This is a genomic window from Nonomuraea sp. KM88, from assembly GCF_052245635.1.
Lineage (GTDB): Bacteria > Actinomycetota > Actinomycetes > Streptosporangiales > Streptosporangiaceae > Nonomuraea.
On the sequence record NZ_JBQQCC010000007.1, the window covers coordinates 325,201 to 340,237 of the forward strand.

Genomic DNA, 15,037 nt, shown 5'->3' on the forward strand with positions numbered 1-15,037 from the left:
GACTTTCCGAAAGATTACGGTGACATTGCCGATCCGTTACGGTAGGCTCCGAGCTGCATCCATGTCAACAGCCTCATGAGGCAACCACAGCTCCCTGATATCACCAGGTCAGCTGGCGGCATGTCGGGTGTGCGCATTTTCCGAAAACGACCTCGCAGGTGCCGGTGGGACACCGGCACCCACGGCAACGGGAGGTTCTGTGCCCCGAGCGCCGCGAGCCACGCTGGCCGACGTCGCGGCGGCCGCCGGAGTGTCGGTGCCGACGGTCTCCAAGGTCCTGAGCGGCAAGAAACATGTCTCCGCCGCCACCAGGGACAAGGTCCTCGAAGCGGTCAGGGTCTTCGGCTACGAAACCCCGCGCCCGCCGAGCTCGCCCAGGGTCGGCCTGGTCGACCTGCTCATCGACGGGCTCGGCTCGCCGTGGGCCGAGGTGCTCATCAGGGGCGCGGAGCGGGCGGCGGCACGCTGGGGGTTCTCGCTAGTCGTGACCTCCTCCGCGCGCCACGACTTCGACCTGCGGCGCTGGATCGGCACGGTCCGCAAGCGCGGCACCGACGGCATCGTGCTGGTGCTCACCCGGGCCGACCAGCGGGAGATCGAGGCGATCGAGGAGCTGCTGCACGTGCCCCTGGTGCTGCTCGACCCCGCGGGTCAGCGCGACCCGCGCATCTCCACCGTCGGCGCCACCAACTGGCTGGGCGGCGTCATGGCCACCACCCACCTCCTGGAGCTCGGGCACACCCGGATCGGCTTCATCGGCGGCCCGCTCGACGCGCAGTGCACCCTCGACCGCTACGAGGGCTACCTGGCCGCGCACCGCACGTTCGGCATCCACCCCGACCCCGGGCTCACCCACTACGGCGACTTCATGGTCAACGGCGGCAAGGAATACGGCGCCCGGCTGCTCGGCCGCGACGACCCGCCCAGCGCCATCTTCGCGGCCAACGACCTGCAGGCCGCGGGCGTCTACCAGGCGGCCACCGAGCGCGGCGTCCGCGTGCCCGACGAGCTGTCCGTCGTCGGGTTCGACGACTCGATGGTGTGCGAGATGCTCTCGCCGCCGCTCACCACCGTCCGCCAGCCGCTCGACGAGATGGCCAACGAGGCGGTGCGGCTCGTCTCCGAGGAGCTGACCCACCCCCGGGGCCCCTCCGGCACCCGCATCGAGCTCGCCACCACGCTCGTCGTCCGGCGCAGCACCACGTCGTTCGAGCGGAGCGCGTGATGCCCGCGGCGTTCCCCGGCGGCACGTCCGTCACCCGGCTGTCGGTCTACACCGGCGCGTGCGCCGACGGCCTGGAAGGCGGCACCCCGCACCTGCACACCGCCTCCACTGAGGGCTACGTCGTGATCGGCGGGCGCGGAGCGCTGCAGACCCTCGACACGCACGGCTTCAGGGAGACGGAGCTCGCGGCGGGATCGACCGTGTGGTTCACCCCCGGCACCGTCCACCGGGCGGTCAACCGCGGAGGCCTGCAGGTCGTGGTCGTGATGGCGAACGCGGGCCTGCCCGAGGCGGGCGACGCGGTCATGACCTTCCCACCCGAGATCATGGCCGACCCCGAACGTTACCGCGCCGCCGCCGCCCTGCCCGCCGCCCTGCCCGGTGAGCAGGAGGAGTCGATGGAGGCGGCCGCGATGCGCCGGCGCGAGCTGGCCGTGCAGGGCTTCCGCGCTCTGGCGGGCGCCGCCGCCGGCGGCGACCCCGGCCCGCTGGAGCGGTTCTACGACCACGCGGTGGCGCTGGTGCGGCCCAAGGTCGCGGCCTGGCGCGAGACCTGGGAGCGCACGGTCGCCGAGGAGACCCGCCACACCGCCGCCGTGCTCGACGCCCTGGCCCGAGGCGACGGCGCGCACCTGCGCGCGTCGGCGCTCCTGGAGTCGCCGCAGAGCCCGGAGGCCAGGTGGGGCATGTGCGGGCGGCTGCGCACCCACGACGTGCTCCACCCCGTCGAGCCCCCGGCCGGCACAGGACGGCAGAGCCAGGGTCAGTAGGGCACCGTGCGGACCAGCAGGATCGAGAAGACCTCCGGCCGGTAGAAGCAGCGGGTCGACAGCACCACCGTGCCGGTGTCGGCGTGGCTGGTCTGCCGCGTGGCGAGGATCGGCGACCCCGCGTCGACGCCGAGCAGCTTCGCCACGCCCTCGTCGGCCAGCGCCGCCTCCAGCCGGGCTTCGTCCCTGACGATGCGGGTGCCGGTGGCGTGCACGAGCGTGGGGAAGTCGCCTCCCATCCCCGTCACCGGCCCCGGGTCGAACGGGACGCCGTTGACCCGGAGCGGGACATGGTCGTAAAGCACGATCGCGGGCGTCCCGTCGATCGCCAGGCAGCGCTCCACCCGCCAGATCGGCTCGCCGGCCTCCAGGCCCAGCGCGGCGGCGGCCTCGGGCGGAGCGGGAACCTGCTCGACCCGGGCGTGCGGAAGCGACGGCGTGCGGCCCGTGGCGGCGATCCGGTGCGGCAGCGAGCCGATGTCGTGCAGGTCGACGAAGACGTTGGTGAACGGCCCCGCGGCCGGCCCAGGACGCTGTCGGACGAACGTGCCCACACCCCAGCGGCGGGAGATGAGGCCTTCGAGCCAGAGCTGTCCGAGGGCCTCGCGGATGGTGACCCGGCTCACGGCCAGCCGCCGGGCCAGCTCGGCCTCGGAGGGCAGCTGGTCGCCCAGCTCGAACTCCGCCGCGATGAGCTCACGGATCGCCTGGGCGGCCATGGCGGCTCGCTTGGGCGGTTTCATCACGGGACTACTGTAGAGCCGCGCTACCACGTTCCGATGCCGTAAAGCCCGCGCGGGCTGTTGGGATATCCGTCGAGCACGACGAGCTCCAGCAGCTCGTCGTGGAGCCGCCGGCGGATCGGCTCGGCGGCGGGGTCGGCGGCGAGGTCGTGCTGCTCGTCCGGGTCCGCCTCCAGGTCGAAGAGCTGCTCGCCGCCCCCGCCGAAATACCGGGTGTAGCGGTGGCGGGCGGTGCGGACCGTACGGGACCAGCTCCGGGGCGAGGCCTCCCAGTGGTTGTTGTTGCTCTGCACGTAGACCGCGGTGCGCCAGTCGAGGTCCAGGCCCTGGCACAGGGGCAGCAGCGAGCTGCCCGGCAGGGCGGGCAGCTGCCGTGGGACGTGCGGGTTGCCGAGCTGGGGGCGGGCCAGCGGGTCGGGTTCGAGGCCGGCCACGTCGAGGATGGTGGGCGCGAGGTCGGTCAGCTCGGCGAGCTCGGAGCGCACGCCGGGGCTCAGCCCGGGTCCCGAGACGATGAGCGGCACGCGGATGCAGGTGTCGTAGTGGCGCTCCCACTTGCCGACCAGCCCGTGGTCGTGCAGCAGCTCGCCGTGGTCCGACGTGAAGATCACGTACGTGCCGGCCAGCCGTCCCGTCTCGCGCAGGCAGTCCACCAGCCGCCCGAGCTGCTCGTCCAGGTGCGCCAGGTCGGCGAAGTAGTGCAGCCGGTGGCTCTTCCAGTCGTCGACGTCGTAGGAGGCCTGCCGGTACTGCTCCCGGTCGAAGTAGGCGGGCCCGCCCGAGCGCCACTCCGCGGGCAGCGGGCCGGGGATGCGCTCGGCCCGCACGCGCGGAAGGTACCCGGCGGGCGGAGCGAAGGGGTTGTGCGGCTGCACGTAGCTGACGTGCGCGAACAGCGGCCGCCCGGCCTCGGTATCGCGGATGAAGTCACACGCGCGCTCGGTGATCCAGTTGGTCTGGGAGATCTCGGCGGGGAACGGCAACGTGTACGCCTCGCCGGTGGAGGCGGGGAACTCCCGCCGGGCGGCCTCGATCTCGGCCACCAGGTCGCGCCGCTCGGGCCCGTACGCGCGCAGCTCGGGGATCATCGTCATCCAGACGGTGGACAGCGCCGCCCGGTAGTGCTCGAGGTGGTGCTCGCGCACCCAGTCCAGCCACTCGCCCGCGCGGGAGTCCTCCGTGATGTGGGTGACGTCGAACCCGTAGGGGCGGTAGTCGGGGCGCACGCCGCCGATCTGCGTGCGCAGGTGCAGCTTGCCGAACGCGCCCGTACGCCACCCGCCCCGCTGGAGCGTGCGCATGAACGTGGGCAGGGCGGGGTCGAGGTCGTAGCCGCACTCGGTGACGCCGTGCCCCTGGCTGGTCAGCCCGGTGGCGACGGTGGCGCGGGCCGGGGCGCAGACGGGGTTGGGCGTGAACGCGTTGGGGAACCGCACGCCGCCCTCGGCCAGCACCCGCAGGTTCGGCAGGTCGACCACGCCCTGCCAGGCCTGCTCCAGCCAGCGCGCGGCCAGCTGGTCGACCATGACCAGCACGATGTTCGGCCGGTTCGTCATCCGTTGATGCCTTTCGTCGTCTCCGGGTACGGCCGTACGGCCAGCGTGCAGAGGACCATGATCACGGCGAGGCCCGCGATGTAGGCCGAGATGGCCCAGCTGTGCTCCGCCGCCGCGAACAGCAGCGAGGCCACGGTCGGCGCGAGCGCCCCGCCCAGCACGGTCGCGACCTGGAAGCCGAGCGAGATCCCGCTGTAGCGGAGCCTGGCGGGGAACAGCTCGCAGAACAGCGAGGCCTGCACGCCGTACGGCAGGCCGCTGACCAGGCCGACGAACACGCTGCCCGCGAGGATGAGCGGGATCGACCGGGTGTCGAGCAGCGCGAAGTAGAGGAACGGGGCCGGGATCAGCAGCAGCCCGCACAGCAGATAAGTCCTGCGCTTGCCGATCCGGTCGGACAGCGCCCCCGCCGCCAGGATGCCGATCACGTAGAAGACCCCGTTGACGAGGTTGGCGGTGACCGCCAGCTCCCGCGACAGGCCCAGCTCCTGGACGGTGTACGAGATCACGAACACGCCGATGACGAAGCCGAAGGCGGCGATGGCGACGTACATGCCGATCGCGAGCGCGATCGTGCGCGGGTGCTCCCGCACGGTCTGCCACACCGGCGCCCGCTCGACCTGCTTCCCGGCCTTGACCTCGTGGAACTCGGGTGACTCCTGGATCTGCATGCGCACCACGACGCCGACGCCGACCAGGACCACGCTGACCAGGAACGGGATGCGCCAGCCCCAGGCCAGCAGCTCGCCGGTGCCGAGCGTGGCCAGCAGCGTGGTGAGGGTGAGGCTGGACAGGATGATGCCGAAGCCGCTGCCGGTCTGGACGAGGCTGCCGTACCACCCGCGCCTGGACGGGGGCGCGCTTTCGACCATGAGACTGACCGCGCCACCCCATTCGCCGCCGATGCCCAGCCCTTGGCAGAATCGCAGGAAGGTGAGCATGATGGGCGCCCAGACGCCGATGTCCGCGTACGTCGGCAACAATCCCATGAGGAACGTGGCCGTGCCCATCACGGCGAGGCTCCACGTGAGCGTCGGTTTGCGGCCGAGCCGGTCGCCGAGGTGCCCGAAGAGCACGCCGCCGAGGGGGCGTGACACGAAGCCGACGGCGAAGGTGCCGAACGCGAGCAGCGTTCCCGCGAGGGGGTCGGACGTGGGGAAGAAGAGCCGGCCGAAGACCAGCGCGGTGAGGGTGCCGTAGATGGTGAAGTCGTAGAACTCGATGGTGTTGCCGACGATCGTGGCCGCGGTGAGCTTCCACGGCACGGCGCGGGCCCTCTCGGTTGAGGGGGTGGTGGTGGACGCGGTGGGCGGGACGTCTGTCACGGCGTGCTCCCGTTGGAGGGTAGACGTCTAGACCTCGTGGGTCAGATAGGACATGGTGGGATGGTGTCCGCGCACCTGTCAAGGTGCATCGAGGAAGGAATGGGATGAAGGACCTGATTCTCGACGTGGACACCGGCGTGGACGACGCGCTGGCCCTCCTCTTCGCCGTGCGCCACCCGGAGCTGCGGCTGCGCGCGGTGACGTGCGTGGCCGGCAACGCGGGCCTCGGCCAGGTGGTCGCCAACACGCTCAAGGTCCTTGACGCGGCCGGCGCGCCGGACGTGCCGGTGAGCGCGGGCGCGGAACGGCCGCTCATCGGGCCGGCCCGCGACGCCGGCCACATCCACGGCGCCGACGGTCTCGCCGACCTCGGGCTGCCCGCCTCGGCCCGCGAAACGGCGGGCGTGCCCGCCGTCGACCTGCTGCGCGACACGATCCTCGGCGCCCCAGAGCCCGTCGTCGTGGTGGGCCTGGCCCCGCTCACCAACCTGGCGCTGCTGCTGCGGGCCTACCCGGAGGTCGCCGGCAACATCGAGCGGCTGGTCCTCATGGGAGGCAGCGCCTCGACCGGCAACGCCACCCCAGTCGCCGAGTTCAACGTGTGGCACGACCCGGAAGCGGCCGCGATCGTGGTGGACGCCGGGGTGCCGGTGACGATGTACGGGCTGGACGTCTTCTACCACGTCTCCGTGGACGCGCCCACGTGCGCGGAGCTGATCGGGCACGAGGAGCCGGGCAGCCGCCTGGCGGGCCTGCTGCTGCGGCACCAGATCGCCCTGTGCGGGGCCGACCCCCGCGTCAACGGCGACGGGCTGCTCGGCGACGCGGGAGCGGTGTGCGCGGTGGCCGACCCCGAGGGCCTGACCACCGAGCGGCTGCCGGTGAGCGTGGAGCTCGCCCCCGGATACAGCAGGGGCCAGACGCTGGTGGACCGGCGGGCGCTGCCGGGCGAGGACGCCGCCCACGGGCTGGCCGGGACGGCGCACGGCGTCGACGTGGCGCTCGGCGTCGACGCCCTCCGCTACCGCGAGCTCTTCCTCGACACGCTGCTGAGCGGCCCTCCCGTCGTAGGGCTGTCGTAGGGCCGTCGTAGGGCCGTCGTAGGGCCGGCGCGTCAGCGGCCGCGCATGCCGGCGTACGCCTCCTCGAGCCCTTCCTCGTTGCCCGCCGCGCTGCTGACGCCCCTGAGCAGGCCGCGCTCGATGCGGTCGGAGAAGTAGATCGCGTGGGCCATCCAGCGCAGCCGCACGAACGTGCCCAGATGGGGCAGCTCGTCGTCGATGGCCGGGGCGACGGCCCGGTAGCCGGCCACGATGTGCCGGATCGCGTGGGGGGTGTCGCGGGTCAGCACGGCGGCGGACGCGAGGTCGTACAGGATGGGGGCCTGCAGGACCGCGCCCCAGTCGACCAGGCCGTCCTCCTCGGGCGAGCGCGCGCTGAGGCGGAAGCCGTCGAGGCCGGGGTCGCCGTTGACCACGCCGGCGCGCAGGTGCGGGGCGGCCTCGCGCGCCTCTTCCAGCACGCGCGCCGCCGCCGTGCGGACGTGCGGCGGCATCGGCAGCTCCCGCAGGCAGTCGCTCGCCCACGGCCACGGCCACCGGTGTTGCCTGCCGACGTCGGCGATGTCGTTGCCGAGCGCGCGGTGCGCGCGGGCCAGCACGGCCCCCATCCGGTGCAGGTCGCCCGCCGAGGAGGCGTCCGGCGGGCGGCCGGGGACGTAGCGCAGCAGGGCCAGCAGCCCTTCGTCCAGGTCCGCGGCCAGGCGGCCGCCGGGCAGGGGAACGGGAGCGCCGCTGGCCAGCCCGCCCCGCTCCGCGCGGGCCGCCACCCGCAGACCGCCGAGGAAGGCGGTGGCGGACCCCACGTCGGACAGTTTGGCGACGTAGCGCGTGCCGGGAGGGGTGCGGACCAGCCAGGTGACGGAGTTCCAGCCACCGGGCAGCGGCTCGGCGGAGGCCACCGGCAGGTTCCACGCGGTCAGCGCGGCGAGCAGCCGGTCGGTGTCCAGCGGCATTCAGATCAGTCCCGCGTCGCGCACCTTCATGGCCACGTGAACCCGGTTGTCGGTGCCGAGCTTGGCGAAGATGCGGGTGATGTTGGCCTTGACCGTGGCCACGCTCACGCAGAGGCCGGCCGCGATCTCGGTGTTGGAGCCGCCCTTGGCGATCTCGACGGCGACCTCACGCTCCCGTTCGGTCAGCCGGGACAGCTCCTCCAGCGCCTGCGGTCGCCGCGGGTCGTGCCTGCCGGTGGCGGCCGCGATGACCTGCTGGGCGACGCTCGGGGACAGCACCGGCTCGCCCCGCGCGCACGCGCGCACGGCCTCGATCATCTTGGGCGGCGGCGTGTCCTTCAGCAGGAAGCCGTGCGCCCCGAGCTGCAGGGCGCGCAGCACCATGTCGTCGGCGTCGAACGTGGTCAGCACCAGGATCTTGGGCGGGGAAGGACTCTTGAGCACCAGCTCGGTGGTGGCGAGGCCGTCCTGGTGCGGCATGCGGATGTCCATCAGCACGACGTCGGGGCGCAGGTCGCGGATCACGGCCATGGCCTGCCTGCCGTCGGCCGCCTCCCCGGCCAGCCCGAGGTCGGGCTCGCCGCCCAGGATGAGGCGCAGCCCCGTGCGCACCATCGGGTCGTCGTCCACGATCACTATGCGAAGGCGGGTCATGGGCTCAAGCCTCCCACGGCAGGCGGGCGTCGAGGATGAACCGTCCGTGACGGACGGTGTGGCTGATGGTGCCGCCGGCCATCCGGGTGCGCTCGGCCAGGCCGACCAGGCCCAGCCGGCTGCCGGGCCCCGCCGACTGGCCGGGCGGCGCCGGGTTGCTCACCCTGATGCGCAGCCCTTCGCCCGGCCGGCCGCCCAGCTCCGCCGTCACCCGGCTGCCCGGCGCGTGCTTGCGCGCGTTGGTGAGCGCCTCCTGCACGATCCGGTACGCGTGGCGTCCCGTCTGGGTGGGCAACCGCTCGCGGCAGTCGATGGCGTCGTCCACCTCGACCCGCTGCCCGGCCGCCCGCACCTCCTCGAACAGGGTGTCCAGATGGTCCAGCGTCGGCTGCGGGCCCTCGGGACCCTCATTCGCACCGCCGGTGGGACCGCCGTCCCGCCTGAGCGTGCCGAGCACGGCACGCAGCTCGTTGAGCGACTGGTGGGCGTTCTCCTGGATGGCCAGCGCCGCCTCCCTGGTCTGCTCGGGCGTGAGGTCCTTCCGGTACGCCAGCCCGCCGGCCAGCATCGCCAGCAGCGAGATCCGGTGCGCCAGCACGTCGTGCATCTCCTGGGCGATCTGCAGCCGCTCCGCGAGCTGGGCCTGCTCGACCCGCTGCCGCTGGGCCGCCGCCTCCGCCTCCCGCTGGGAGGCGGCCAGGTCACGGCGGCTGCGGGCGTACAGGCCGAGGACGGTGGCGCCGGCGAGCGTGACGGCGCCGGCCGCCGCGTTGAGCAGGCCCGTGGTGGGGGTGCCCTGCCACCGGCCCGCCAGGAACATGCTCAGGATCGCCACGGCGGCCACCGGCACGATCTGGCGCCAGCGCCGGTGCGTGACCAGCGAGGTGTAGGCGACGAGCGCGGGCCCGCTCGCGGTGAAGGACGCGATGGTCGGGACCGTGGTGGCCAGCGCGATCTGCCACGGCCACCTGCGCCGCCAGCGCATGAGGACCAGCCCGGCCGCGCCCAGCCCCATGTCGGCCAGCACCCAGCCGAGCGAGCTGTACGGCATCGGCACGCGGCCCGACAGGAGCACCACCATGACGACGTAGAGCAGCAGGGGCAGCGCCGCGAACAGGTGGCGCAGCGTGCTGCCCAGCCGGTCGATGGGCGGCTGGTGCTCGTCGGCGTCGTGCACGCCCACCAGCCTAGGGACCCGCCGCCGCGCCGGTTAGCGACCGGGGTCCATCGTGCTGCAGACCCTGGTCTACACCGCGGGCGCCGGGTGGCGGCCGGGCCGCCACCCGGCGTGGACCCAGGTCCGATGCACGCGGGGCGCGCGTTCGATGGACTCTGAGGGTGATCGAATTTCAACGCCTCGGCAAGAGGTACAGCGACGTGAAGGCGCTCGACGACGTGTCCTTCACCGTGCCGGCCGGCTCCGTCACCGGGTTTCTCGGGCCCAACGGGGCGGGGAAGTCGACGGCCATGCGCATCCTGGCGGGGCTGTCCCGTCCCACCTCCGGCTCCGCCACCGTGCTCGGGCGGCCGTACGCCGAGCTGGAGCGCCCCGGCTACGAGGTGGGCACGCTGCTCGACGCCTCCGCCCAGCACCCCGGCCGCAGCGGCCGGGAGGTCCTGACGCTCGGCGCGATGATGCTGGGCCTGCCGCGTTCGCGCGTGGACGAGGTCCTGGAGCTGGTCGGCCTGACCGGCAAGGAGGGACGGCGGGCGGTCGGCGGCTACTCGCCGGGCATGCGGCAGCGGCTCGGCATCGGGCACGCCCTGCTCGGCCGGCCCCAGGCGCTCATCCTGGACGAGCCCGCCAACGGCCTCGACCCCCAGGGCATCCACTGGATGCGCGGGCTGCTGCGCGACCTGGCCGACTCGGGATGCGCGGTGCTGCTCAGCTCGCACCTGCTGCACGAGGTGGAGCAGGTCGCCGATCGCATCGTGATGATCGGACGCGGCCGCCTGCTCGCCCAGGGCACTCCGGCCGAGCTCGGCCAGGGCCGTGGCCTGGAGCAGACGTTCCTCGAACTGACCGCCGCCGCCGACAGGAGCCTGGCATGAACACCCGACGCGTCCCCTTCCCGACGTTGCTGCGCGTGGAGACGCGCAAGCTCGTCGACACCCGCGGCAGCAGGATCATCGCCGGGGTGCTGGTCGCCCTGGCGGTCGGCTCGGTCGTCGGCCGCGGCGCCGTCTCGGGGCCCGAGTTCCAGACCGTCGCGGGGACGGCCGGCATCGTGTTCGGCATCCTGCTTCCCGTGCTCGCCATCCTCACCGTCACCGGCGAGTGGAGTCACCGCACCGCGCTGACCACGTTCACGCTCGAACCCCGCAGGGGGCGGGTGATGGCCGCCAAGTGCCTGCCGCCCCTGGTCGCCTCCGTGGTGGCCTGCGCGTTCGCGCTGGTGGTCGCGGTGCCGGTGACGGCGGCCGTCGCGGCGGCGCAGGGCGTGCCGGCCGACTGGCAGGTCGCGCCGCCGGCCCTGGCGGGATGGACGGCGACGACGGTCCTGCTCACCGCCCAGGGGCTGGCCCTGGGGACGGTGCTGATGAACGCGCCCGCGGCGATCGTGATCTGCCTGTCCAGCACGGTCGTCTGGAGCGTTGTGGGCCGGCTGGGTGCCGCGGGGGAGGCCGCGATGGAGTGGCTGGACCTCAACACCGCCACCGTCCCGCTGGTGAACGGCGACATGACGGGCGGCGACGCCGCCCGGCTGGCCGTGTCGGCGCTGGCGTGGATCGTGCTGCCGATGGCAGCGGGCATGGTGCGGACGATGCGCAGAGAGATCGGTTGAGGTAGATCTATATCCGTTTCATGGCGATATGTTTGCCTTTGTCCGGTTTAGGGGCTAAATTGGTGACTGTCCGGCGATGACCCGTGCCCGCGCAGTCGCGGCGAGGGCGCCGGAACCCGGATCCCTCCGCTGGATTCCCCCGTGCTCCGCGTAGCGTCCCGTATGGCGTGCCGTCCGGCTACGTCCGTCCAAGCGAGCGCGAACTGCCATAGTCCCCTAACAAAGGACCTGACACCATCATGACAGCTCGCCTGCGTACCTTTGCCATGCTGGCCACGACCGCCGCGACCGCCCTGGCCATGGGCGCCGCTCCGGCACACGCCGACAACGGCACCGTGCAGCAGGTCATGCTCAAGGGCTCGACGACCGCGTCGTACTTCTGGGACGACGCCTCCGGACGGGCCGGCGACACCGGCCTGCCCGCCTCGGGCAAGCCCATGCAGAAGGGCCTGGCCGCCAGCCCCAGCTGGCCCCTCATGACCGAGGGGTACGCCATCTACCAGGGCAAGAAGGTGCCGTTCTTCGTCGGTGACCGCGGCCCGGGCGACCCCTCCGGCCGCGGGGTCATGCTCGACCTGGACGCGAAGACCTTCGCCGAGCTGACCGGCGGCACCTTCAACTCCGAGACGCTCGGCGTCGAGGACAACGGGGGCAAGGGCCACATCAAGATCGACTACGTCGTCACCAAGTGGGGCGACGGGGCCGGCAAGAAGAACCACCCGGTCGCCTTCTCGACCGGCGCGTGGGCCGAGAAGGACACCCGGCCCGCGACCACGCCGGTTCTGGTGAAGCTTCCCGCCTGACCCGGCACGTACGCCGAGGGCGCTCCCGCACCAGGGGGCGCCCTCGGCGCGTCCGGCCGGTATCGCGGCGGCGATCACCCACAGGAAGGCGCCAGCGTGAGGCGGGCAGGGCCCCGTGCCTATGTCCTGATGCGGGGCACGGGGACCCGCGACCAGTCGATGTCGGAGCCGAAGTAGAAGCCCGGGTACGCCGGCTGGTTGTAGGCCGTCTGCTGCCGGGCCACGTCGGCGCGGTACTGCGGGTCGTGCATCAGCGTGTACATCTTCCTGCCGGTCACCTCGGTGCTCAGATAGATCCGCACCGCCTCGCCGTCCGCCGTACGGACCAGCAGTTCCTCGCGCCAGTCGCCGAAGACGTCGGCGACCAGCCCCGGGTTGCCCTTCGTCCAGTTGTTCGCCAGCGTGCCCTCGGCGGCGAGGACCGTGCCGCGCCTCCAGTCGTCGATCGTCGGCGTCTGCAGCTCGGTGGTCGCGGTGCCGTTGACGAGCTGCGTGGTCATGTCGGCGGCCCAGCGGATGCTCATGTTCGTGCCGGGGGTGCCGCGCCCCAGGTGCTCGCCGCGGGCCGACCACAGGCCCGCCTGGATCTCCTGGTCGGGGGGCATCGACGACCACGCCTCCACCCCGCGGACGGCCGGGTCGATGTCGCCGACCATGCCACGACCGGTGTCCCGGCCGCTGTAGCCGCCGTGGATCACCTCGCCGGTGGCCGCGTCGCGCAACGCCCATCCGTACGGCGCCCAGGCGCCGCCCTCGTGCACCGTCCAGATCTCCAGGCCCGGCCGGTCGGGGTCGAAGTCGCCCACGTGCAGGGCGTCGCCGTGGCCGAGCCGGACGTTCTGCCCGGGCACGCTGCTCTTCGGCGGGCCCTCGGCGAACGACGAGTACAGCAGGTCGCCGTCGTCGTCGATGGTCGCGGCGCCGTAGACGATTTCCTGCCTGCTGTCGCCGTCCACGTCGGCCGCGCTCATCGAGTGGAAGCCCTGCGTGGTCAGGTCGGCATATTCCGGGTTGCTGCCGGGGACGCCGTGAGGTGAGGCGTCGAACGGGTTCGCCATCGGGGCGTGGCCGCTGTCGACGTACCAGACCTCCTCCAGCCGCCGGCCGTTCCAGGTGTAGGCGACGAGCGTGGTGCGGGTGTAGTACCCGTGGGCGAACACCGCCGACGGGCGCCTGCCGTCGAGGTAGGCCACCGCGGACAGGAATCGGTCGACCCGGTTGCCCGGCTCGATCCTGGACATCGCGTAGTCGCCCCACATGAGCCCGTCGTCGCCGCGGCCGGGCTTGTAGGGGATCGTCTGCAGTTCTCTGCCGGTGGCGCCGTCGAGCACCGACAGGTATTCGGGGCCGGTGAGGACGAAGCCCTCGAACTCGCGCAGCCGGTTGTTGCCGCTGCGCCCCGGGGCGTAGACGTCGACGAAATAGGTGGCGAGCTCTACGGCGTCCTCATGGGAGAGCGGATATTCGTGGGCCGGCTCGATGCCGAAGGCCTCTTCCAGCGTGGCCGGCCAGCGTTTCGCGACCACCTCCGGGTGCTTGTGCCATTTCGCGAACATGTCCACAACATGGTCGAAATAGTCTGCTGCGCTTTTGCGATAGTCGTCCTGGTGCGAATAGCCCGCTCTGACGTCCCGGCGCGGCATGGTGACGAAACGCTCGGAGACGACCTGGCCCCTGCTCCCGTACCGGATGATCTTCGTGCCGGGTGCCGTCTTGAGCATCATCTCCGATCGGCCGTCGCCGTCGAGGTCGTAGACCGTGAACTGGGTGTAGTGGGCGCCGGAACGGATGTTGACGCCCAGGTCGAGCCGCCAGCGCAGGGTGCCGTCGAGCTCGTAGGTGTCGACGTAGGTGTTGCCGGTGTAGCCGCGCTGGGAGACGTCCTTGGAGTTGGACGGGTCCCACTTGACGACGTACTCGTAGCGGCCGTCGCCGTCCACGTCGCCGACGCTCATGTCGTTGGCGGTGTACGTGTAGGCCTCGCCCGTGGGCGTCACGCCGTCGGCCGGTTTTCGCAGCTTGAGGTCATAAAACGATTTAGCCCATGGCTGGACTGAGGCGCTGGGCCGGCCCTCCCGGCCACTGGTCACCGGGGTCACGTGGTAGCGCGAGGAGCGGGTGCCGCCGGCGTCGAGGTGGTTGGTGCTGTCGGTGACCGTGGCGATGGGGCGGCCGTCGCGGTGGACGCGGAAGGCCGGGCCCTTCATGCCGGTCTCGCCGTACCCCGACACCTCGTCGCCGAGCAGCCGCCAGCTCAGGAAGACGCCGGCGCTGGTCGTGGCCGCCACCAGGCCGCGGTCGAGGTGTTCGAGCCGGAGGCTCGCGCCCGGCCGTCCGTGACCGGCTCCGCCCGCCGCGGCCGGGGCCGCGACGTGGCGGTATTTCACGGAACATTTGGTGGATAATGCGCGGTTCTTTGGGTTCGCTCCGGCCGGCCCGTACTCCGGCGAACGCCCCGCGCGCGTCCCGTGCGGGGCGTCAGAAGTGGAACAGGCCGGCGCAGGCGGAGGCGGCGGCCTGCTCGTCACCTACCACGACGGCACGGGCCAGAGCCACCAGGCGGTCGGCCGCGATCCGGGACTCGTCCACCGGCGCCACCTCCGCGAGCAGGTCGTCGAGCTCGGCCAGCAGGCTCGGCCCGGACAGCCGGCGCACGCAGGGCCAGGTGTCGGAGAAGCGGACCTGAGAGCCGTCCGCGTCGAGCAGGGCGAGCCGGAGGCTCCTGTCGGGGTGGGCCGCCGCGCTGCGCGCCAGCCCCGACATGACGGCCTCCCGCGCCCGGGCGAGATCGGCGGGATCGCGCTCGGCCCACAACGACGACAGGGCCGGCTTCTCGTCCTGGAGGGTCGGCGCGAGCACCACGGCGCCGTTGCCGTGCTGCACCTCGACCTTGCCCTGAACCTCCAGCGCCACCAGGGCGCGGCTGAGCGACGCGCGGCTGACCCCCAGCTCCGCGGCCAGGAGCCGCTCGGGCGGCAGGCGATCGCCGGGGGAGAGCCCCTGGGCCTCGATGAAGCGCGCGATGTGATCGGCCAGCTGCACATACAGGCGCGGCCGTTCCAGGCGTCCTGGAACGGCGGAGGTCTGCGGGCGCTTCTTGGTCACGGAGGACAGTCTATTGACAGCCCGCCTCAGTGGAGCAGAGGCTAGGCCAATCTGGA

At 72.5% G+C, this 15,037-nt stretch carries 14 protein-coding genes; 6 read left to right on the plus strand and 8 right to left on the minus strand.

Going from position 1 to position 15,037, the window contains the following annotated elements; translation table 11 throughout:
* Positions 1 to 199: 199 nt before the first annotated feature.
* Both ACTWPV_RS23105 and ACTWPV_RS23110 read left to right on the plus strand, forming a co-directional pair.
* Positions 200 to 1,225 (plus strand): LacI family DNA-binding transcriptional regulator, encoded by a 1,026-nt coding sequence (locus ACTWPV_RS23105; RefSeq protein WP_347644502.1) that lies wholly within the window; start codon positions 200 to 202, stop codon positions 1,223 to 1,225.
* Positions 1,225 to 1,995, plus strand: coding sequence for a cupin domain-containing protein (locus tag ACTWPV_RS23110; protein WP_443153351.1), 771 nt, complete (start codon positions 1,225 to 1,227; stop codon positions 1,993 to 1,995). The genes ACTWPV_RS23105 and ACTWPV_RS23110 overlap by 1 nt, the downstream gene beginning before the upstream one ends.
* Here ACTWPV_RS23110 and ACTWPV_RS23115 read toward each other — a convergent pair.
* The 3 genes from ACTWPV_RS23115 to ACTWPV_RS23125 are packed head-to-tail and all read right to left on the minus strand — an operon-like array spanning position 1,989 to position 5,619.
* Positions 1,989 to 2,738, minus strand: coding sequence for a GntR family transcriptional regulator (locus ACTWPV_RS23115; RefSeq protein ID WP_347644781.1), 750 nt, complete (start codon positions 2,736 to 2,738; stop codon positions 1,989 to 1,991). The two genes, ACTWPV_RS23110 and ACTWPV_RS23115, sit on opposite strands and share 7 nt — an antisense overlap.
* A 23-nt stretch (positions 2,739 to 2,761) precedes the next feature.
* Positions 2,762 to 4,294 (minus strand): sulfatase family protein, encoded by a 1,533-nt coding sequence (locus tag ACTWPV_RS23120; protein ID WP_443153352.1) that lies wholly within the window; start codon positions 4,292 to 4,294, stop codon positions 2,762 to 2,764.
* A complete protein-coding gene (locus ACTWPV_RS23125; protein WP_347644499.1) occupies positions 4,291 to 5,619 on the minus strand; it encodes an MFS transporter in 1,329 nt (442 codons plus the stop codon). Before ACTWPV_RS23125 ends, ACTWPV_RS23120 begins: the two co-directional genes overlap by 4 nt.
* A gap of 104 nt (positions 5,620 to 5,723) precedes the next feature.
* On the opposite strand from ACTWPV_RS23125, the gene ACTWPV_RS23130 reads away from it, so the two are divergent.
* The gene (locus ACTWPV_RS23130) at positions 5,724 to 6,701 is read left to right on the plus strand and encodes a nucleoside hydrolase (RefSeq protein ID WP_443153353.1); all 978 of its coding nucleotides are present in this window, start codon (positions 5,724 to 5,726) and stop codon (positions 6,699 to 6,701) included.
* Positions 6,702 to 6,733: 32 nt separating this feature from the next.
* Here the strand turns inward: ACTWPV_RS23130 and ACTWPV_RS23135 are convergent, their stop codons facing one another.
* Genes ACTWPV_RS23135 through ACTWPV_RS23145 form a run of 3 tightly spaced genes read right to left on the minus strand, consistent with a single transcriptional unit; the run spans position 6,734 to position 9,464 of the window.
* The gene (locus ACTWPV_RS23135) at positions 6,734 to 7,633 is read right to left on the minus strand and encodes a phosphotransferase enzyme family protein (protein ID WP_443153354.1); all 900 of its coding nucleotides are present in this window, start codon (positions 7,631 to 7,633) and stop codon (positions 6,734 to 6,736) included.
* Entirely contained in the window at positions 7,634 to 8,287 is a 654-nt protein-coding gene (locus ACTWPV_RS23140) for a response regulator (RefSeq protein ID WP_443153355.1), read from the minus strand.
* Positions 8,288 to 8,291: 4 nt separating this feature from the next.
* Positions 8,292 to 9,464 carry a sensor histidine kinase gene (locus ACTWPV_RS23145; protein ID WP_443153356.1) on the minus strand — a complete coding sequence of 391 codons (1,173 nt, stop codon included), beginning with the start codon at positions 9,462 to 9,464 and terminating at the stop codon, positions 8,292 to 8,294.
* 161 nt (positions 9,465 to 9,625) lie between these two features.
* Here ACTWPV_RS23145 and ACTWPV_RS23150 point away from each other — a divergent pair, with 161 nt between their 5' ends.
* From ACTWPV_RS23150 to ACTWPV_RS23160, 3 genes are all read left to right on the plus strand, one after another.
* Complete coding sequence (locus ACTWPV_RS23150) at positions 9,626 to 10,339, plus strand: ABC transporter ATP-binding protein (protein WP_443153357.1); 714 nt, start codon at positions 9,626 to 9,628, stop codon at positions 10,337 to 10,339.
* Entirely contained in the window at positions 10,336 to 11,073 is a 738-nt protein-coding gene (locus tag ACTWPV_RS23155; RefSeq protein ID WP_443153358.1) for a hypothetical protein, read from the plus strand. Before ACTWPV_RS23150 ends, ACTWPV_RS23155 begins: the two co-directional genes overlap by 4 nt.
* 239 nt (positions 11,074 to 11,312) lie before the next feature.
* Positions 11,313 to 11,876, plus strand: coding sequence for a hypothetical protein (locus ACTWPV_RS23160; RefSeq protein WP_443153359.1), 564 nt, complete (start codon positions 11,313 to 11,315; stop codon positions 11,874 to 11,876).
* A gap of 119 nt (positions 11,877 to 11,995) precedes the next feature.
* Here ACTWPV_RS23160 and ACTWPV_RS23165 read toward each other — a convergent pair whose 3' ends face one another.
* Complete coding sequence (locus tag ACTWPV_RS23165) at positions 11,996 to 14,263, minus strand: rhamnogalacturonan lyase (RefSeq protein WP_443153360.1); 2,268 nt, start codon at positions 14,261 to 14,263, stop codon at positions 11,996 to 11,998.
* A gap of 91 nt (positions 14,264 to 14,354) precedes the next feature.
* Positions 14,355 to 14,981 carry a FadR/GntR family transcriptional regulator gene (locus ACTWPV_RS23170; RefSeq protein WP_347644489.1) on the minus strand — a complete coding sequence of 209 codons (627 nt, stop codon included), beginning with the start codon at positions 14,979 to 14,981 and terminating at the stop codon, positions 14,355 to 14,357.
* Positions 14,982 to 15,037 lie beyond the last annotated feature (56 nt).